General features: G+C 39.4%; 15 protein-coding genes and 1 tRNA gene. 11 read left to right on the top strand and 5 right to left on the bottom strand.

Features of this window, described 5'->3' with window-relative positions; all coding sequences use genetic code 11:
• Window positions 1-38: 38 nt before the first annotated feature.
• Together SJY09_RS12200 and SJY09_RS12195 are read left to right on the top strand one after the other, a co-directional pair.
• Window positions 39-431: an ester cyclase gene (locus tag SJY09_RS12200; RefSeq protein WP_396635993.1), complete on the top strand. Its 393-nt coding sequence runs from the start codon at window positions 39-41 to the stop codon at window positions 429-431.
• An 11-nt stretch (window positions 432-442) separates the two neighbouring features.
• The gene (locus SJY09_RS12195; protein ID WP_396635992.1) at window positions 443-985 is read left to right on the top strand and encodes a hypothetical protein; all 543 of its coding nucleotides are present in this window, start codon (window positions 443-445) and stop codon (window positions 983-985) included.
• A 63-nt stretch (window positions 986-1,048) separates the two neighbouring features.
• Here the strand turns inward: SJY09_RS12195 and SJY09_RS12190 are convergent, their stop codons facing one another.
• The 4 genes from SJY09_RS12190 to SJY09_RS12175 form a co-directional block, all read right to left on the bottom strand.
• On the bottom strand, window positions 1,049-1,645 hold the full coding sequence (locus tag SJY09_RS12190; RefSeq protein WP_396635991.1) for an SIMPL domain-containing protein: 597 nt from the start codon (window positions 1,643-1,645) through the stop codon (window positions 1,049-1,051).
• A gap of 11 nt (window positions 1,646-1,656) precedes the next feature.
• Window positions 1,657-2,082 carry a hypothetical protein gene (locus SJY09_RS12185; RefSeq protein WP_396635990.1) on the bottom strand — a complete coding sequence of 142 codons (426 nt, stop codon included), beginning with the start codon at window positions 2,080-2,082 and terminating at the stop codon, window positions 1,657-1,659.
• A 209-nt stretch (window positions 2,083-2,291) separates the two neighbouring features.
• On the bottom strand, window positions 2,292-2,939 hold the full coding sequence (locus tag SJY09_RS12180) for a response regulator (protein ID WP_396635989.1): 648 nt from the start codon (window positions 2,937-2,939) through the stop codon (window positions 2,292-2,294).
• A 3-nt stretch (window positions 2,940-2,942) separates the two neighbouring features.
• On the bottom strand, window positions 2,943-4,913 hold the full coding sequence (locus tag SJY09_RS12175; RefSeq protein WP_396635988.1) for an ATP-binding protein: 1,971 nt from the start codon (window positions 4,911-4,913) through the stop codon (window positions 2,943-2,945).
• 319 nt (window positions 4,914-5,232) lie between these two features.
• Between SJY09_RS12175 and SJY09_RS12170 the strand changes: the two genes are divergently transcribed.
• The 6 genes from SJY09_RS12170 (at window position 5,233) to scpA (ending at window position 14,925) form a co-directional block, all read left to right on the top strand.
• Window positions 5,233-5,715, top strand: a complete 483-nt coding sequence (locus tag SJY09_RS12170) for a biotin/lipoyl-containing protein (RefSeq protein ID WP_396635987.1) — start codon at window positions 5,233-5,235, stop codon at window positions 5,713-5,715.
• Between the two features lie 97 nt (window positions 5,716-5,812).
• Entirely contained in the window at window positions 5,813-7,285 is a 1,473-nt protein-coding gene (gene accC / locus SJY09_RS12165) for an acetyl-CoA carboxylase biotin carboxylase subunit (protein ID WP_396635986.1), read from the top strand.
• A gap of 17 nt (window positions 7,286-7,302) precedes the next feature.
• The gene (locus tag SJY09_RS12160; RefSeq protein WP_396635985.1) at window positions 7,303-8,844 is read left to right on the top strand and encodes an acyl-CoA carboxylase subunit beta; all 1,542 of its coding nucleotides are present in this window, start codon (window positions 7,303-7,305) and stop codon (window positions 8,842-8,844) included.
• Window positions 8,845-8,875: 31 nt separating this feature from the next.
• A complete protein-coding gene (locus SJY09_RS12155; protein WP_396635984.1) occupies window positions 8,876-11,335 on the top strand; it encodes an erythromycin esterase family protein in 2,460 nt (819 codons plus the stop codon).
• Between the two features lie 61 nt (window positions 11,336-11,396).
• Window positions 11,397-12,773, top strand: coding sequence for a methylmalonyl-CoA mutase subunit beta (locus tag SJY09_RS12150; protein ID WP_396635983.1), 1,377 nt, complete (start codon window positions 11,397-11,399; stop codon window positions 12,771-12,773).
• Entirely contained in the window at window positions 12,766-14,925 is a 2,160-nt protein-coding gene (scpA, locus tag SJY09_RS12145; RefSeq protein WP_396638632.1) for a methylmalonyl-CoA mutase, read from the top strand. The genes SJY09_RS12150 and scpA overlap by 8 nt, the downstream gene beginning before the upstream one ends.
• A 75-nt stretch (window positions 14,926-15,000) precedes the next feature.
• On the opposite strand, the gene SJY09_RS12140 is transcribed toward scpA, so the two are convergent.
• Complete coding sequence (locus SJY09_RS12140; RefSeq protein ID WP_396635982.1) at window positions 15,001-16,233, bottom strand: MFS transporter; 1,233 nt, start codon at window positions 16,231-16,233, stop codon at window positions 15,001-15,003.
• 160 nt (window positions 16,234-16,393) lie between these two features.
• Between SJY09_RS12140 and SJY09_RS12135 the strand changes: the two genes are divergently transcribed.
• The 3 genes from SJY09_RS12135 (at window position 16,394) to SJY09_RS12125 (ending at window position 19,089) form a co-directional block, all read left to right on the top strand.
• Window positions 16,394-16,975, top strand: a complete 582-nt coding sequence (locus tag SJY09_RS12135; RefSeq protein ID WP_396635981.1) for a RidA family protein — start codon at window positions 16,394-16,396, stop codon at window positions 16,973-16,975.
• A gap of 133 nt (window positions 16,976-17,108) precedes the next feature.
• A tRNA-Arg gene (locus SJY09_RS12130) sits at window positions 17,109-17,180 on the top strand.
• A gap of 457 nt (window positions 17,181-17,637) precedes the next feature.
• Window positions 17,638-19,089: an arginine decarboxylase gene (locus SJY09_RS12125; protein WP_396635980.1), complete on the top strand. Its 1,452-nt coding sequence runs from the start codon at window positions 17,638-17,640 to the stop codon at window positions 19,087-19,089.
• Window positions 19,090-19,094 lie beyond the last annotated feature (5 nt).

Below are 19,094 nucleotides of genomic sequence, written 5' to 3'. Positions count from 1 at the left end.
GAAGTATCTAAAATACTTTCAACCTTAAAAACGAATCTATGGATAGTCTAAAGAAGAACAGGGAGTTTATTATCAAGTATTTCAATGCGATATCAGGTGTTGAAAAGAACCGTGAACTATTAGAGGAGTACACCAGTGATGAAAAACTAATAGAACACATTGGTTTTTTTGAAGGGGCTTTTCCTCAATACGAACTGTTTATCGAGGAAATGGTAACGGAAGGGAAAAAAGTAATTATACAAGGGAGAGCTACTGGTATTCATAAAAGTGAGTTTAGTGGAATTCCTGCGACCGGAAGAAAAATGGATTTACCTTTTGTAATTCGCTACACCATAGAAAACGATAAAATAGTAGATCATTGGCTCATCGCCGATCAAATGTTACTCATGGAGCAATTGGGGGTACTACCAAAAGAAGAAATAATACCTTAAAAACAATTATTATGTTGAAAAAATATGTTTGCTGTTTGCTGACTCTCATGGTCTTTAATGCTTGTTCCAAAAGCCAAAACAGAGCAGAAGTAAAGACTTTAAAAGCCAATTTAGAACAATTTGAAGCGCAAAGGTTAATTGAGAAAAAAACACGTGACTTTGCTGAAGGCTACATCAAGGCAACAAATTCGCCCAATTGGAAAACTGAGATGCGTAGCTATCTCAAAGGAGGTCCTGAATCGGACAAATTCTTAGAAGAAGAATATACCGTTTTTAGAAAATCCTTTCCAAATGCCCAAATAACAATTAAGCATATTATGGTTAATGGTAATAAGTGTATTCTATGGTTAGAGGAAACAGCTAACTATGTCGAAACCTATTTGGCTGATAATGACTTTCGTGATAATATTTTAAAAGGAACCAAAGCCAAAAACCAATTTTTGAAATGGAACGAGGTATGGTATTTTAACGTAGAAGACGATAAATTTGGTTCAGAGTGGGATTTTCTTAAAGACAACCATAAGGTTCTGAATGACCTGAAGTTGAATAAATAAAAGACAAAACCCAGCGATCAATAAATAATGATGACCACTGGGTTCATAACCAACCAACTGCTTTTATTTCAATTGAAAGCTAACGTTTAATGTTAGTAATTCTTCATAGGAATCATAATAGGAATTCCATAATTCTGGTCTAGGCGCACTCTCGCTTATACTTGTGATAGCTCCCAAGGTGCCTCCTGAAATTTTACATAATTGCTCCGCATTTGCTTTAGCATCTTCCAAAGCTTTTTTGCGTAGTTCGTTACGTTTGTCAGGCGTTAAAACAGACTTGAATTGATACTGAAGCGTAATGCCGTTCATCCTAACACCCATTAAGGTCTCCGCCATTTCTTTAGAGGTGGTTTCAAATTTTAGGATAGTACCTTCTTTTTGATAACCTAACGTTAAGAATTCCATCTTAGACTCCTGAAAAGCTTTAGGGTCAAATCCATTTTCCTTTAAGGTGGTAAAGTACTTTTCTTTGAATTCTTCGAGGCTTTTACATTGTGGGTCGGAATAGTATACCTGATCCATATTAAGGGTCGCTTTTATGCGGTAATCCGTAGTTTCCCTTTTGATGAGCGCGCTACCTGAGGCGGTAACCGTTCTTTTTTCCTGAGCATTAGTCATTATACCAATACATAATAGTAGAATGGAGATTACTTTTTTCATTGTTGCTATGTTTAAGAGATAGTGAATAGAAAAGACGCAATAATCATCCAAGCGCCTACGGCAATACCAAGGATGCCTAGTTTTCCTTGCTTTGGGGCAATTTTACTCCTTAGTTCGGCGGCTTTTTTCTGCGCTTCTGGGTTTTTACCCATAAAAAGTTTGTTCATTAGACCAGAGCCTAACATAAAACCAAGTGTGGCCTGTACCAAACTACCTGCTGCTAAAGTAATCCACCATATGGGAGCTGTTGTCAACCATCCTAGGTTAAGGATACTGGTAATAATACCCCATACACCCAAAATGCAAAAGATAAGACCTATCCAACCTTGATAGGGTTCTATTTTTTCTAACAATTCTTTAGCATTTGGTTTTTTAGACAGTACCAAAGAGGGTACTGCGATAATGCTTAATAGTACTAACATAATTCCGTTGATCATAATAAAGATTTTTATAAGTTTATAAGGCAAAGATGCGCCGTATAACTCTTTATTCTAGCCCTGTTTTCCGTAGAAATGTCCTCCCTGAAAACAGGGGTGCAAGTGTAATTAAGAAAAGTAAAAACCGTTTAAAGCAGTAAACAAATAGATTTAAACGGAATATTATTGGGATAAACCGGTGCAAATAGTGTCTGGGATGCTATTGATGATCACCCATCCAAAAGCCCAAATTTAATTGCATGTTTTGTGAGTCCGGCCAAATTGCGTACCCCTAGTTTGGAGATAAGGTTCTTTCGGTAACTTTCTATGGTATGTTTGCTTAAAAATAGTTCGTCCGCTATTTCTTGGGTAGTATATTCTTTGGCAATTAGCGTAAGTACCTCCTTTTCTCTTTTGGATAAGGAATCTTCCAAGCTTTGCTCATTGGAGAACATACCTTTTAAATACACGTCCTTAATAGATTGTGCAAAGTATTTATCCCCGTTTAGGATGGTCTCTATTGCGGTAAGCAGTTCGTCTTTTTCCGCATTTTTAGGAATATAACCGTCTACATTATCCTTTGTAAGGGTCTGTACCGTGGTTGCATCGTGGAGCATGCTTACCACTAGCGTTTTAACTTTTGGATGGTTTTCTTTGATGTGTTTATTGAGCTCAATACCGTTGTATTCTGGCATGTTCACATCCGTAATCACTAGGTCTATTCCGTCCTTAGCATTGATATCTATGTATTTAGCTACATTTTTTCCGTTATTGGCAGTAAGGATTACCTCGTAATTTTCTTTATGTGCTAAAATACTCATGACGCCGTCTAAGAACATTTTATGGTCGTCCGCAATTATTAATTTATAGATTTTCATTTGTTATACGTTTATGGGAATTTCAATGGTTGCCACCGTTCCGCGACCTATGGCACTATCTAAGTGTAAGGTGCCGTTCCATTGCTGTATTTTATTTTCAATATTATAGAGTCCGATACCTTTTTTTGGATCATTCACATTAAAACCGGCACCGTCATCCTCGAATAATAATTGAAAAGTATTTTTATGTAAGGTCAAATGTAATTCCACTTGTTTGGCCTTGGCGTGTTTAATAGTATTGGTAAAAAGCTCTTGTATAATTTGATATAGGGCAACCTTCAGCGGTTCTCCTAAATTGTTGATGCGTTTTTTCGGATGTGCCTGAAAGGTAATCTCCATTTTGGTACTGTTCCTAATTTTATGGACATACTCATCAATAAGTAGTGTAAAAGCACTTTCATTAAATTTTTTAGGGGTAAGGTCGTGCGAGATTTCACGAACCAGTTCATAGGTTTCATTAATTTGGTTCATGATGCCTTTTTGCAGTTCGTTCTTAGTTTCAATATTGGCCATTTGTAACTTAATACCGGCTAAATTCCCCCCTATACTATCGTGCAATTGTTGGGCAATGCGTGCCCTTTCTTCTTGTTGCGCATGTAGTGAAGTTCTTGCAAGTTTTAATTCCTGCTCGTTAAGCAATCCAGTAATTCGTTGCGCATTAATTTCTTCTTGTTGTTGGTTTAGTTTGCTCTGTGTCTGTAGCTTTTGATAATAGACGTAAAGAAGTGCAATTATCGGTATTAAGAGGGCTAAAAAACCGTAGAGCACTGCTTTTTTAATAGTCTTTTGTCGTTCAATCTCCGATTGTTTGGCTTGCTGTTCCTCTTTTAGTTCGTAAATCTGGTTTTCTTTCTGAAGTGTTTGATATTTAAACTCCAGCTCCTGAATGGCCCTTCCGTTTTGTTGTGCAATAATCTGATTGGAAAGCGAGGTATATTGGGTCATTAAATTATAGGCATTCTCAAAATCACCTTTTGCGGCGTAGGTAAGTCGTAGACTGTTCACTATTTTTTTTTGCAGATCTAACCTGTTCCATTGCATGGCGTTGGCATAAGCCATGGACAGGGTCATTTCCGCAACTTGATAATTGCCTAACGCTCGGGATGCGCTTCCATATCCTAAAACAGCTTCGGTATATACGTCAAAATAGTTCTGTTGTAATCCGCTGTTTACGATAGCTTCATACAGGGGAAGGGCTTTGTTATAGTTCTTTTTTTTAACGGCCAATGCTGCATGTGCCAAACGAATCTCCATACCTAATTTTGAAGTCTTTATACCGCCTAGGCGTTCCTCAGCATTATTATATGCCTGTTGCGCATCTAAGAATTTATCCTGATGAAAATAATTACGACCTAAATAAAGATAGGCTTCTGCAGCAAGAACTGAATCCTCTTTATTAGAAGCGACTTCTAGAAATATGGCCTCTGCTTTATCAAATAGCTGTTTTTGAAGATACACCTTACCAAGACCTAGCTGTAACTTTTTGGTTGTTCTATCATTTTCAGTTTGCGCTCGTGCGGATAATCCTGTTATACATGCTTCGAGAGACTCATCGTAAAGCCCGTTCAGGTATTTGCCCACTCCTAATAGTTCATTTGCTTTGGCTATGTAAAGCGATGGCATAACAAACTCATCATAGTTTTTGGGAATTGTTAGTATGCGATTTGCATAGTGCACTACAGAATCCGGATTGCCATACAACTGATGCTTCTGTCCAATGGCATATAAAACAGGCAGCTGTTCTTCTGGGGAATTTGCATTGTCTAAACGCGCGTATAAAGAATCTTGAACAAGATTTGGAGTGTAGCCAAAAGCTTTAAAATTAATTTTCTCCTGAGCTTTAATATTCCATAAAAAGCAAAGAAAAATGAGGTTGAATAATAATGCTGAGAAACGAAAACTAAGTATCCAAGGGGATGCAGTTTTTATGTCTGCTTCTGTTTTAAGATGACTTGTTCGCTGAGGTATACCCAAGATAAAATATAATTTATGTACGTAAGTAGATAGATGAAAATAAGCTCTATCCACCTTAAAATCAAAATTAAGATATTATAAGGCACTAAAGCACCCTGTTTTCAGGGAGTTTACGCAAATTGCTTGCCTATTCACTTTCATAGTTACACTACAAGCTATTTACAAAGCAGAGCCAATAACGTCTCAATCATTTAAATAATGCATAATTTAAGGTTTGATGTTGCGATCTACTAGTCGTAAATTAGAGCATTAATGAAGTATAAATCTTCACAGCAGTTGGGTTTATCTTAGACAAAATATATCGATTTAAAAAAACAGAATGGAAAAATACCTCGTTACGGTAGATGATACCGAGTTTAGCCTAAGCGCTGATGATTTGTCGTCATTGGATATACAGACTTTAACGGATGCCACATACCACCTTTTAGATAATGGTAAAGCCTACCATGTGGAGTTGACAGCTGCTAATTTTTCTGATAGAACCTTAAGCGTCTTAATTAATGGAAATAAATATCAGATACGTATAAAGGATAGTTATGACCAGTTGGTGGACCAAATGGGACTATTGTCAGGAGCCTTCCAGAAAGCAAAGGACATAAAAGCTCCAATGCCTGGGTTGATAATGAACGTGTTGGTTGAAGTAGGGCAGGAGATAGAAGAGGGTACTCCCTTATTGGTATTATCGGCCATGAAAATGGAAAATCAAATTTTGGCTCAGGGTGCGGGAACCATCAAAGCCATAGAAGTAAACGTTGGGGATGCGGTAGATAAAGGACAATTGATTATTGAAATGGAATCCTAGGTGTGCTTTCAGAAGGATTAGAGAAGTCAATTCAATTCAATAGTAGGGAAAGTATGTAATAGATTCTCACCTTCGTGGGAATGAAGTAAAGAAAGAAATGAAAAAAATACTAGTTGCTAATCGTGGTGAAATTGCGTTACGAGTCATGAAAACCATTCGTAAGATGGGAATAAAAACCGTGGCTGTCTATTCGGAGGTAGATCGTAACGCACCCCATGTTAAATTTGCGGATGAGGCCGTTTTATTAGGAAATGCTCCCTCCTCCGAATCTTATTTGGTCATGGAAAAAGTCATTGCCGCCGCCAAGCAAACGGGAGCGGATGGCATACATCCAGGGTATGGATTTTTAAGTGAAAATGCGATTTTTGCTAAGCTAGTAGAAAAAAACGGAATCACATTTATTGGTCCTAGACCTCATGCTATTGAAGTGATGGGGAATAAATTGGCTGCTAAGGAGGCCGTGAAATCCTATGACATTCCCATGGTGCCCGGCATAGAAAAAGCGATTACGGATAAAGATCTTGCGAAGGACGTCGCTAAAGAAATAGGTTTCCCCATCCTTATTAAAGCTGCTGCCGGTGGCGGAGGTAAAGGAATGCGAATAGTGGATAATATAGAGGAACTTCCCGAGCAAATGGACCGTGCCATTGGCGAGGCCGTATCCGCTTTTGGGGATGGGGCAGTTTTTATAGAGAAGTACGTTGGTTCGCCGCGACATATAGAAATCCAAGTTTTAGCGGATACCTACGGGAATGTGGTACATCTTTTTGAACGGGAATGTAGTGTACAACGTAGGCACCAAAAAGTAGTGGAAGAAGCCCCTTCCTGTGTACTTACCCCAGAAATTCGGGAGGCTATGGGAGCAGCTGCAGTTCGGGTAGCAAAAGCTTGTGATTACGTAGGGGCGGGAACGGTAGAGTTTTTATTGGATGAAAATAGAAAGTTCTATTTTCTGGAAATGAACACGCGTTTACAAGTAGAACATCCGGTAACGGAACTTATCACAGGTCTAGATCTGGTGGAGCAGCAAATAAGAATTGCAAGGGGAGAAGTATTAGGCTTTGAACAATCTGATTTGTCCATAAAGGGGCATGCAGTAGAAGTACGGGTTTACGCAGAAGACCCATTAGAGAATTTTATGCCGAGTATTGGAACCTTATCCACCTACAAAACCCCAGTGGGAGCCGGGATTCGTGTAGATGACGGTTTTGAAGAAGGGATGACGGTACCTATGTACTACGATCCCATGATATCCAAGCTGATTACCTACGGAAAAACTAGGGAGGAAGCCATACAATTGATGGTACAGGCTATTGATGATTATCGAGTAGAAGGAGTAGCGACAACGCTATCTTTTGGAAAATTTGTTTGCAAACATGAAGCATTTACTTCGGGGGATTTTGATACGCACTTTGTAAAGAATCATTACAGCCCCGAGGCATTGACCGCAAAATATGATAACGAAAAGAGGATGGCCGCTTTGGTGGGTTTAAAACTATATTTGGAGCAGAAAGCAGTGTTAAAAATACCTAAAGGGACGCCCCTAAATTGGAAACGGAACAGAAGTTAAATCGATAGAAATCGGGTATGAGCGATAAGATAAAGGACCTTCAGGAAAAGTTGGCCGCGGCCGAATTAGGTGGCGGAGCAGAACGCATAGAAAAGCAGCACGCCAAGGGAAAGCTAACGGCGCGGGAACGTATCCATTTTTTACTGGATGATGGCTCGTTTGAGGAAATGGGTGCTTTGGTCACCCATAGGACGACCGATTTTGGAATGGATAAGCAAAAATTTTACGGTGATGGGGTGGTTACCGGTTACGGAACCATACATGGAAGACAAGTATGCGTATTCGCCCAGGACTTTACGGTTTTTGGTGGTGCACTTTCAGAGACACATGCAGAGAAAATATGTAAGGTCATGGATATGGCGCTTAAAATTGGAGTGCCCATGATTGGATTAAATGATAGTGGTGGTGCCCGCATACAGGAAGGCGTTCGTTCCTTGGGAGGCTACGCGGATATTTTTCATAAAAATGTGATGGCCTCGGGTGTTATCCCTCAAATATCAGGTATTATGGGGCCTTGTGCAGGTGGAGCGGTCTATTCTCCGGCCATGACAGATTTTACCTTAATGGTCGAAAATTCGAGCTATATGTTCGTTACCGGGCCCAATGTGGTAAAGACAGTAACCAACGAAGAAGTTACATCAGAGGAATTGGGTGGTGCCATCACCCACGCGACCAAGTCCGGCGTAACCCATTTGACGGCAGTTAACGACATGGAATGTATCGCACAAATTAAGACCATGTTATCCTACATGCCACAAAACTGTGAAGAAATGCCTGCTTTACTTCCTATGGTATTTGGAGATGAAATCAGGGAGGAGTTGGGGCATATTGTGCCGGAAAACCCGAATCAGCCCTACGATATGCGTTTGGTCATCAAAGGAATAATCGATGTCGATTCTTTTTTTGAGATACATAAGGACTATGCAGAGAATATCGTTGTTGGTTTCTCACGGATAGGAGGGCGAAGTATTGGTATAGTTGCCAATCAGCCCAACAGTTTGGCGGGTGTTCTGGATGTGGATGCCTCTAAAAAAGCGGCCCGTTTTACCCGTTTCTGTGACTGCTTTAACATTCCTTTATTAGTATTGGTAGATGTCCCCGGTTTCTTGCCGGGAACCGATCAAGAATGGAACGGGATTATTACCAACGGTGCAAAGTTGTTATACGCATTGAGCGAGGCTACTGTACCTAAAATCACGGTCATTACAAGAAAGGCCTACGGTGGTGCTTATGACGTCATGAATTCCAAACACATTGGTGCGGATATGAACTATGCCTGGCCGGGTGCCGAAATCGCTGTGATGGGCGCCAAAGGGGCGAGTGAAATCATATTCAAGAAAGAGATTGCCAAAGCGGCAGATTCTGAAGCGAAACTGGCCGAAAAGGAAAAGCAGTATGCGGACAAATTCGCCAACCCGTACAGTGCCGCGGAAAGAGGATTTATAGATGAAGTGATACTCCCTAAGGACACGCGAAGAAAATTGATCAAGGCTTTTACGCTTTTAGAGAATAAAGTGGTGAATTTGCCGAAGAAAAAGCATGGGAATATTCCTTTGTAGTGGTTTCAGGATATTTTTATAAGTAAAAAACATGAGAACAATACACCTAAAATACCTATTATTAGCACTACTTTTCGCGAATCAAGCAACTGCCCAAGAACCTATTTTCGACGATGCCTTTTTAAGCGATTACGAAATTGTCTTGTTAGGCGAACAAACCCATGGCGATGGTAGTGTTTTTGAAAAAAAGCTCGAAATGGTTAAGGAACTGCATGAAAAAGGCGGTTACAACTTGTTGGTTTTTGAAAGTGGGATGTACGACAACTTAAAGGCAAATCAACTGTATGCCGACAAGAAAGAGGATGCGAGTATTTTCAAACAGAGCGTTGGTTGGTTATACTCAGATACCAAAGTGTTTCAAGAACTTCTAGAGTATATGGAGACGCATCCCAAATTAAAAATAATGGGTTTCGATTCTCAAGAATCATCTTTGTTTGAAACTTATTTTCTAGATGATTTGAAAACACTTTGTCAAAAGAACAATATTTCTATTTCAGAGGAAACTTTTAGAACCGTAGAGAAAACTTTGATTGTAAGGGATATAGAATCCTACGTAGGTAATAAAAAGGATTCTACTGCCTTGTATTCGAACATAATATCTTTACAAAATAAGTTGGATAAGATTCCAAAAAAGGATGTAGAAACCAAAATGCTGGTACAAACCTTTAAAAGTGTATTCTCGGATATGGATTATATGCTGAAAGACCTTCAAAAAGAAAAAATTTATGTTCAGAATCCTAGGGATAAACAGATGGCGGAAAATTTGATTTTCCTTAAAGAAACGTATCCCAAGGAAAAAATCATGGGCTGGGGTGCCAGCTATCATTTTACCAACCGTTTGAGCGATTTTGAATTTACACCTACAACTGAAAATTACATCACCAAGGTATTCCAAAGTATTGATAGTCTTACCGAACATAAACATACAGCCCTACAGGAAGAAATAGACCAAATAAAGGAATTGCGCTTAGCAGTGCCTATGGGGCAAATCTTAAAGCAAAAATATGGCGACAAATTATTCAGTTTGGCTTTTACTTCGTACGAAGGTACCTACCGCAACTTTATGCACGACAATGTGCTGCCTATTTTAGCACCACCTGAAAACAGCTTTGAGAAGACCCTTAAAAAGGAAAATATTAAAGAAAAATTAGTTGTTTTAGAGGATAGCGAAGCTAAATTTTACACCTCGGTTCTAGGGTATATTCCATTATACGCTCATTGGAATACCATTTTTGATGGCATCTATTATATCAAAAAAATGGCACCTCCGGTATTTATCGAATACGGTTCCGAACGAGAACTGATTTCGGTAGCGAATACCTCAAATACAATCAACGGAAGGATTACGGATGCTGATACGTCAGCAGAAATTCCCTATACCGATGTCTATTATACGGATACGAACAAGAGTACGGTTACAGATGCCGCTGGAAATTTTTCAATTTCTAGATCAAATAATAGCGGTTCCTACTTGGTCTTTTCGGCCATCGGTTATGAGAGCGATTCTATTCAGGTTCGTGAGCTCAAAAACGACCAAACGATTCGTCTAAAAGTTTCAACAGATAATATTGTTTTAAACGAAGCGGTAGTTACTGCTAAATCCAGACCGCTTTCTGCCGAAGAAATTATAAAAAGAGCACGAAAGAACGTAGCAAACAATTATGTGCAAACCCCTTACAACCAACGTTTCCTTTTTAAGGTAGTAGATTATAGCACTAGAGATACCATCGCTCATGGAGAGGAAGCTTTAATCGAGACCTATAATAAAAATGGTATCAATGGGTCTAATAAGGCGGAGAATGGTTTTTTTGGAGAAATTCAACATATCAGAAACAATTCTGGTAAGTATGACGAAAATTTATATAAGGGAATAGGGGCTTCATGGAACGGAATAGGTGGCTTATGGGTATTATTTAATCGAGACATTATTCTAAGTAAGGCAAATGTACTTTATCGCACGCCTTCTTATGACACTAGTATAGAGGGTGTAGTAAATTACGAACGCAGTAAAGTGTATAAAATAAGCTTTGTTAACAATTCTCCCGGATCATATTCTACAGGTTTTGGGTATCCAGCCCCGGAAAAATCAAATGGCGCTATCTATATCGATACTGAAAATTATGCGGTGCTGAAGTATGAACATTACATTGTGCGCCAACCGTATGTGTCTAAGAAAAGTAAGAATATTATAAAGTCAAATCTTCATATTACGCAATCCTATAAGCAGGTTGATGGCAAGTATTTTATTAATCTTCTAGAAATGTCAAACATCAGTAATGCGTATTCCACAGATGATGTAGTATTGGATAAGTATTTTAAACTTGAGAGTTTAGTGTCCAATAATATAGAAACAGAAAATGTAAGCATTATAAAAAGGCCTTTGATAGATTTGAAAAAAGGGTTCAAAAAAGATGCAGATGATTCCTTTTGGGATAGTAGGCCTATGGATTTTAGAATAATAGCCTCAAGCTTTGATGGCAAGAAAGAATGATTATTAGGAACATTGCAAAATTTGTGAGAAGCCTATATATTTTTCTAAGTTTACAAGGTATATGAAACAAAAACTATTCAACGAATTTGAAGCAGTTTCCGAAAAGGCCTGGAAACAAAAAATCCAGTACGACCTTAAGGGGGCGGACTATAACAATACCTTGGTCTGGGAATCGCCCGAAGGCATAAAAGTAAAGCCTTTTTACCATGAAGATTCCATGTCGGATATGGGCTTAGATGCTCCTAACTCCGAACAGGGTTGGTACATTGGTCAGGAAATTTATGCCGGTAATGCGGTAATGGCCAATGAAAAGGCTATCAAACTATTGAAAAGCGGGGCCGAGCGGGTACACTTTATCATTCCGTCCGAAACTATATCTATTTCTGAGTTGTTGAAAGGCATTGATTTAAGTAAAACTGCTGTTTACTTGCGGATGGAATTTCTTTCAGTAGATTATATGCAATTGGTTTTGGAGGTTGCCAAAGGTCATGAAGATGCTATTTTTTTCAATGTAGATATCATCGGAAATTTGGCACGAACTGGAAACTGGTTCACCAGTCTAGAAAAAGACCACGAAGCTCTAGACCGTATGTTGAAAACAACTGCACCACATGTTTTAAGTGTGGATGTTTCCTTATATGAAAATGCGGGTGCTACCATGGTACAGCAATTGGGCTACGCCATGGCACATGCGAACGAATATTTGAATCATTTGGATAGCGGTGAACGTGCTGCGCAGCTTAATTCTATGGTATTTAAAGTAGCCGTAGGAGGTAATTATTTCTTTGAAATCGCAAAACTAAGGGCCTTGAGAATTCTTTGGGAAAATTTGGTTTCGATTTACGGTTTTACTTTGGATTGCCATATCGTTGCATATCCATCTAAAAGAAATAAAACACTTTACGATTACAATATAAATATGCTCCGGACTACTACCGAGTGCATGTCCGCCGTATTGGGCGGCGCAAATACCGTCATTAATATGCCCTATGACGCCATCTACCATAAAACGAACGAATTTGGGGAACGTATTGCGCTAAATCAAGTACTCCTACTAAAGGAGGAAAGTTATTTTGATAAAGTAACCAATGCATCGGATGGATCTTATTATATAGCATCGTTAACAAAACAGTTGGCGGAAAAGGGCTTGGAACTATTAAAGAGCATAGAGCATGGTGGTGGATTCTTAAAGCAACTAAAGGAGCACACCGTTCAAGGAAAAATAAAAGAAGCTGCCCAAAAGCAACAGCAACGTTTTGATGAACAAACGGAAGTTCTGGTAGGAACCAATAAGTTCCAAAACGAAACGGATACCATGAAGGAGAACTTGGAGCTTTATCCTTTTGTAAAAACCAAGCCTAGGAAAACATTATTGGTGCCCATTATAGAAAAACGCTTGGCGGAAACTTTGGAACAAAACAGATTGAATGATGAGTAGAAAGAACCTGGATAAGCTTACCTTAAATGCCTTGGCCGTCACTTCAAATGAAGGAGATAAACCTACTGTAAATACGGATAAGGGTTTCGTTACCGCAGAAAATATCGCCCTAAAAAAAACCTATTCCAGAGACGATATAAAGGATGCTGAGCATCTGAATTTTGCAGCAGGAATTCCACCGTATTTACGCGGGCCATATTCAACGATGTATGTTCGTAGACCTTGGACCATTCGCCAATATGCGGGTTTTTCTACAGCACAAGAGAGTAATGCATTTTACCGACGGAATTTAAAGGGCGGACAAAAAGGCCTGTCCGTTGCTTTTGACCTGCCTACCCATAGAGGTTATGATAGTGATCACGAACGTGTGGTGGGCGATGTGGGAAAAGCGGGCGTTGCAATTGATTCCGTGGAGGATATGAAAATTTTGTTCGATGGAATTCCCTTGGATAGGATGTCGGTTTCCATGACCATGAACGGTGCCGTGTTGCCCATTATGGCTTTTTATATCGTTGCAGCTGAAGAGCAGGGTGTTACCAAGGAGCTTTTGGCAGGCACTATACAGAACGATATTTTAAAAGAGTTTATGGTGCGGAACACCTATATCTATCCGCCTAAACCTTCCATGCAACTGGTAGCCGATATTTTCGAGTATACGAGCAAGTTTATGCCCAAATTTAATAGCATTAGTATCTCTGGGTACCACATGCACGAAGCGGGTGCGCCAGCACACATGGAATTGGCCTATACCTTGGCGGATGGATTGGAATACATACGCACCGGAATAAAGGCCGGTCTAAAGATCGATGATTTTGCCCCGCGACTTTCTTTCTTTTGGGGTATTGGAATGAACCACTTTATGGAAATCGCCAAAATGCGCGCGGCACGTATGTTATGGGCGAAATTGGTAAAACAGTTTCATCCCCAAACAGATAAATCCTTAGCATTACGGACCCATTGCCAGACCAGCGGTTGGAGCCTTACGGAACAAGACCCGTTCAATAATGTGGCGCGGACCACTATAGAAGCCGCCGCTGCGGTTTTTGGCGGGACACAGAGTTTACATACCAATGCCTTGGACGAGGCCATTGCTTTACCGACGGATTTTTCGGCACGGATTGCGCGCGAAACCCAGATATACCTGCAGGAAGAAACCAAAATCACCAAGACAGTGGATCCATGGGCGGGCAGCTACTATGTAGAATCTTTGACGCAGGAGCTAGCGGAAAAGGCATGGGAGCTCATGGCCGAGGTAGAAGATTTGGGCGGAATGACAATGGCCATTGAAGCCGGAATTCCCAAAATGCGCATAGAAGAGGCCGCTGCCAGAAAACAGGCAAGGTTGGATAGCGGCCAAGATGTGTTGGTAGGTGTAAATAAATACCGATTGGCGGAAGAGGACGATTTACAGATTTTGGAGGTAGACAACCAAGCCGTTCGTAAGGAACAGATGGAACGCTTGAAAACGATTAAGGAAGGTAGGGATGCCAAGGCAGTTAACACTTGTTTAGAGAACTTGACGGAAGCAGCTAAAAATAAAATAGCCGGTAATGGAGCCGCCGATAATTTGTTAGCTTTAGCCGTAAATGCCGCAAGAGCTAGGGCCACCTTGGGCGAAATTAGCGACGCCTTGGAAGTCGCTTTTGGGCGTCATAAAGCAGAAATTAAATCATTTACAGGAGTGTATTCCAAAGAAATAAAGAACGACGATAGTTTTAAAAAGGCACAGGAACTTGCGGATGTATTTGCAGAGCAGGATGGCCGCAGGCCCAGGATTATGATAGCAAAAATGGGTCAGGATGGGCATGACCGTGGGGCTAAGGTAGTCGCTACAGGATATGCCGACCTCGGTTTTGACGTAGATATTGGCCCCTTGTTTCAAACCCCGCAGGAAGCCGCAAAACAAGCAGTTGAAAACGACGTACATATTTTAGGTGTTTCTTCCTTGGCCGCCGGACATAAAACCTTGGTGCCGGCCGTTATCGCGGAGCTGAAAAAGTATGGTCGCGAAGATATTATGGTCATTGTAGGTGGTGTGGTTCCCAAACAGGATTATCCCTTTTTGTTGGAGGCCGGCGCGGTTGCAGTTTTTGGCCCTGGGACTAAAATAAGTGAAGCGGCGATTCAGATATTAGAGCTTTTGATAGCATAGAAGATAGCCAACGATTGAAATACAGAATGCCCAAACAGAGAATTGTTTGGGCATTCTGTATAATGTATATTATATCTAGGCGGTTGCCATTTCTACTTCATCTTTTCTATTCTTTAACCAAAAATAAAGTATGGTAAACAGAATAATCAATAGGCCTGGGAAAATAATCATCGTACCTAAAGTAGCTTGTCCAGAAACCAACTCTAATTCATCTCCAGTTAAGCCTTGTGCAACTGCATCAGCTTTATCAGCATCGATCCAACCTCCAATTATGGGTTGGAAAATTGAATTCGCGAACATACCAATGGCCCCTACAACCGACATACCTAAAGCACCGCTTTTAGGTACCTTGGTAGCGACTAAACCAATCATATTAGGCCAGAAATAGGCGATTCCCAACGCAAAGATAACTGCGGCAACATAAGCCATTGCCCCTGTTTGGGTGCTAAAAAGATATACACCTATTGTTGCTAAAATGGCAGAGCCCAATAATACACCGGTTTGGTCAAAGCGTTTTACCATATCTCCCCCAAAATAGCGAGCTATGGCCATAAGACCCGCGGTTAGCGCTAGGATTAATGTAGGTTGTGCACCGCTTTTAGATAGAATAAGGCTCACCCATTGGTTAGGCCCAAATTCGGATATTGCTGTTAAAGACATACAAATACCGATGAAAAGAAAAAGAGGAGTTACAAGGGATTTTAGATTTGTACTGATGTCCGATGCCTCTTGAATTTTTGCTTTTGGCCAGTCCTGTCCAAAAAATAAATAAGCATAAATCACTGTAGGAATCAATAAGAGCCACATTTGACTTTGACCCATAATCCCGTTATCCGTCATTAGTCCAGATATTAGGCTGCCAATTGCAATACCTCCTGGAAACCACATATGAAAACGGTTGAGCATTTTACTCATTTTATTTCCCTGATAAGCGTCCGCAATCATAGGATTGCAAGCCGCCTCGGTGCACCCGTTACCTAATCCTATGAGCAGGTTTGCGATAAGTAAGAGTACATAGCTGCCAGAAAAAATAAGCATTATGATTCCAACCGCATGGGCAAAAAAGGCAAATTGCATAATAGCCTTACCTCCTACCTTGTGATAAATAAGACCGCCGATGACCATAGAAATCGGAAATCCTAAAAACCACATAGAGGCAATAAGTCCTGCTTGACTTGCCGTTAATTCTAATTCAGTCTTTAATTGGTCTAAAATTCCCGCTGCTATAGCAAAAGAGAATGCAGTAGTAATTAAAGCAAAACAACTCCCGTAAAACAACCTATTTGCATTTACCTTAGAATTTTCCATATACAATTAGTTTTATTGGTTTGGTTAATACGCTAATCTAGTAAAAATGAAATAATTTTTAGCGTTTTTTAGCTAAATCCTATGCTTAGTGCTATAAGGTTAACATATTGTCATATTTTTATGATGAATCTATAATTTGAAATTCTAAATAGTCTGTGTTATGAAAAACTTGATACTAGGGTTCGTTTTAGTACTTCTTTTATCCTGCGGAACCGAATCAAATAAAAAATTAGAACTGAAAACTGTTGCGAATGGATCCGCAGCTGTAATCCCTAGTGATTACAATCCGGAGGCTAAACTTGGAGAGCTAAACATTACACTTAGGAATCAAGGAACGCCTGTTGCTAACTATGTACATGCTGTACGAACAGGAAATCTAATTTTTTTGGCGGGTAAAGGGCCAAAACAAGCCAATGGTAAGAATATTGTAGGGAAATTAGGCGCAGATTTAACTATTGAAGACGGTTATACCGCTGCACGGGAAGTAGCCATTAATCAGCTATCTGTCTTAAAAGCGGAACTGGGTAACCTGAACAAGGTAAAAAGGGTTGTAAAGGTTAAGGGTATGGTGAATGCGGAAACTGATTTTAAGGATCATTCTAAAGTTATCAATGGCTATTCGGATTTGATGGTGGCCGTCTTTGGCGATGCAGGAAAACACGCTAGAGCTGCAGTAGGTATGGGCTCCTTACCAGGTAATATGGCCGTCGAGGTAGAGATGATTGTTGAGGTGTACGAATAATCAAATACAAATACAGGTGTCTAGCTCAAGTATCAGAGTTCATAGTTATTTGCTTTTTTTATTAGTGATAATTGCTTCTTTTGAGATTTTTAAAGAATACCCAAAAATCTTAATTTAGCACTCTTGATTTTTTGGCCTCGTAGTTCAATGGATAGAATAGAAGTTTCCTAAACTTTAGATGCAAGTTCGATTCTTGCCGAGGCTACAATTCGATTTTGAACATAAGTTTTTTACCTCCATTTTCAATTATTCGAAAAATAAGTACATAACTTGCTGGCTGTAAGAAACTTAAGCTTTTAAATTATTTTGTCAAAAAAACTTTTTTTTCAAAAAAAATGATTTCATTTGCATGGTCTAAGTAGCCGTGCGCTACTTTGTATTTAGCATTTAGCTGAACATGATATGTAATGTTTATATGTTCGGGCTTTGGGGGGTCAGGAAGTCAAACCTTAAAGTAACTTATAAGATGAGTGACCGAATTTTAAAGCTTACTTCCGTTTTAAACTCTCCGATTGTGCGGCCACAGCACAACTACTTTTTTATTGCTACTACTCAGGAGCAAATCATCATTTGATTTTCATTTTGCTTACATTTTATTAACGTCTAGCAACACTTTCCATTTTTAATTTTACCGAATTTTAAAGCATAATTATTTATATAGCATGAATACCAAATATATTGACCTCATAGAACAAACCTATGATTTCCCTCAAGAAGAATTTACTTTAGAAGGAGAGCACTTGCACTTTCATAGAATCGATTTAAAAAAATTAATCGCACAGTACGGGAGTCCTCTAAAATTTACCTATTTACCTAAAATATCGGACAACATTCAAAGAGCCCAACGTTGGTTCGAGAAAGCCATTGATAAATATGAATACAAGGGTACGTATAAGTATTGTTACTGTACAAAAAGCTCCCATTTTCAGCATGTGTTGCATGAGGCGCTGAAAAATACCATTCATATTGAAACTTCATCGGCTTTTGACATTAATATTGTGGAAGAACTCAAAAGTGTAGGGAAGATTAAGGACGATACCTATGTGCTTTGTAACGGTTTTAAAAGAGCGCAATACATTGAGAACATAGGAAGACTGATCAATAAAGGTCATCGTAATTGTATCCCCATTATAGATAATTACGAGGAGATAGATTTACTCTGTGACGTTATTAAGGACGATTTTCAAGTAGGTATTAGGATTGCGTCGGAAGAGGAACCGAAATTCGAGTTTTATACCTCTCGCTTGGGCATTGGCTATAAAAATATTGTTCCTTTTTATGAAGATCAAATTAAGAGCAATGATAAAGTAGAGCTTAAAATGCTTCATTTTTTCATTAATACCGGTATTCGCGATAATGCCTATTATTGGAACGAATTGGTTAAATGTTTAAAAGTATACGTTAAGTTGAAAAAGGTTTGTCCGTCTTTGGACAGCTTAAACATTGGTGGAGGTTTCCCCATAAAAAACAGTTTGGCATTCGATTATGATTATGAATACATGGTCGATGAAATTATTAATCAAATCAATATTACCTGTTCAGAAGCCGAGGTGCCCGTGCCTAACATTTTTACCGAATTCGGAAGCTTTACCGTTGGGGAAAGTGGTGGTGCCATTTATGAAATCCTTTATCAAAAGCAACAGAACGATAGGGAAAAATGGAATATGATAGACTCTTCTTTTATAACTACGTTGCCAGATACTTGGGCAATAAACAAACGTTTTATCATGCTGCCCATTAACCGTTGGAACGATGAATACGAGCGTGTGCTTTTGGGTGGACTTACCTGTGATAGTGATGATTACTATAATAGTGAACAAAACATGAACGCTATCTATTTACCTAAATACAAGCGGGATAAACCTTTGTATATTGGATTTTTTAATACTGGAGCGTACCAAGAAACCATAGGAGGTTATGGCGGCTTACAACATTGTCTAATTCCGCAACCAAAACATGTTTTAATTGATAGGGACGATGAGGGTAATCTAATGACCACTTTGTTCAACCCACAACAAAAGGCGCAAGATTTATTGAAAATCCTAGGGTATGGTAAAATCATAATCCCCGAACAACAAGAAACGAACCAAGAACAAGAAACCATAATTGCCTAAGGCAT

The sequence above is a fragment of the Maribacter sp. R77961 genome (assembly GCF_044594925.1).
Lineage (GTDB): Bacteria > Bacteroidota > Bacteroidia > Flavobacteriales > Flavobacteriaceae > Maribacter.
The sequence above is the reverse complement of the archived record's forward strand: the minus strand, read 5'-3'. Positions and strand labels throughout refer to the sequence as shown.

Coding starts and splice junctions, on each gene's coding strand:
- SJY09_RS12180 (WP_396635989.1), bottom strand. CDS start 2,939: ATGAAAATCTATAAATTAATAATTGCGGACGACCATAAAATGTTCTTA.
- accC (WP_396635986.1), top strand. CDS start 5,813: ATGAAAAAAATACTAGTTGCTAATCGTGGTGAAATTGCGTTACGAGTC.
- scpA (WP_396638632.1), top strand. CDS start 12,766: ATGAGTAGAAAGAACCTGGATAAGCTTACCTTAAATGCCTTGGCCGTC.
- SJY09_RS12155 (WP_396635984.1), top strand. CDS start 8,876: ATGAGAACAATACACCTAAAATACCTATTATTAGCACTACTTTTCGCG.
- SJY09_RS12195 (WP_396635992.1), top strand. CDS start 443: ATGTTGAAAAAATATGTTTGCTGTTTGCTGACTCTCATGGTCTTTAAT.
- SJY09_RS12140 (WP_396635982.1), bottom strand. CDS start 16,233: ATGGAAAATTCTAAGGTAAATGCAAATAGGTTGTTTTACGGGAGTTGT.
- SJY09_RS12185 (WP_396635990.1), bottom strand. CDS start 2,082: ATGATCAACGGAATTATGTTAGTACTATTAAGCATTATCGCAGTACCC.
- SJY09_RS12150 (WP_396635983.1), top strand. CDS start 11,397: ATGAAACAAAAACTATTCAACGAATTTGAAGCAGTTTCCGAAAAGGCC.
- SJY09_RS12160 (WP_396635985.1), top strand. CDS start 7,303: ATGAGCGATAAGATAAAGGACCTTCAGGAAAAGTTGGCCGCGGCCGAA.
- SJY09_RS12135 (WP_396635981.1), top strand. CDS start 16,394: ATGAAAAACTTGATACTAGGGTTCGTTTTAGTACTTCTTTTATCCTGC.
- SJY09_RS12190 (WP_396635991.1), bottom strand. CDS start 1,645: ATGAAAAAAGTAATCTCCATTCTACTATTATGTATTGGTATAATGACT.
- SJY09_RS12200 (WP_396635993.1), top strand. CDS start 39: ATGGATAGTCTAAAGAAGAACAGGGAGTTTATTATCAAGTATTTCAAT.
- SJY09_RS12170 (WP_396635987.1), top strand. CDS start 5,233: ATGGAAAAATACCTCGTTACGGTAGATGATACCGAGTTTAGCCTAAGC.
- SJY09_RS12125 (WP_396635980.1), top strand. CDS start 17,638: ATGAATACCAAATATATTGACCTCATAGAACAAACCTATGATTTCCCT.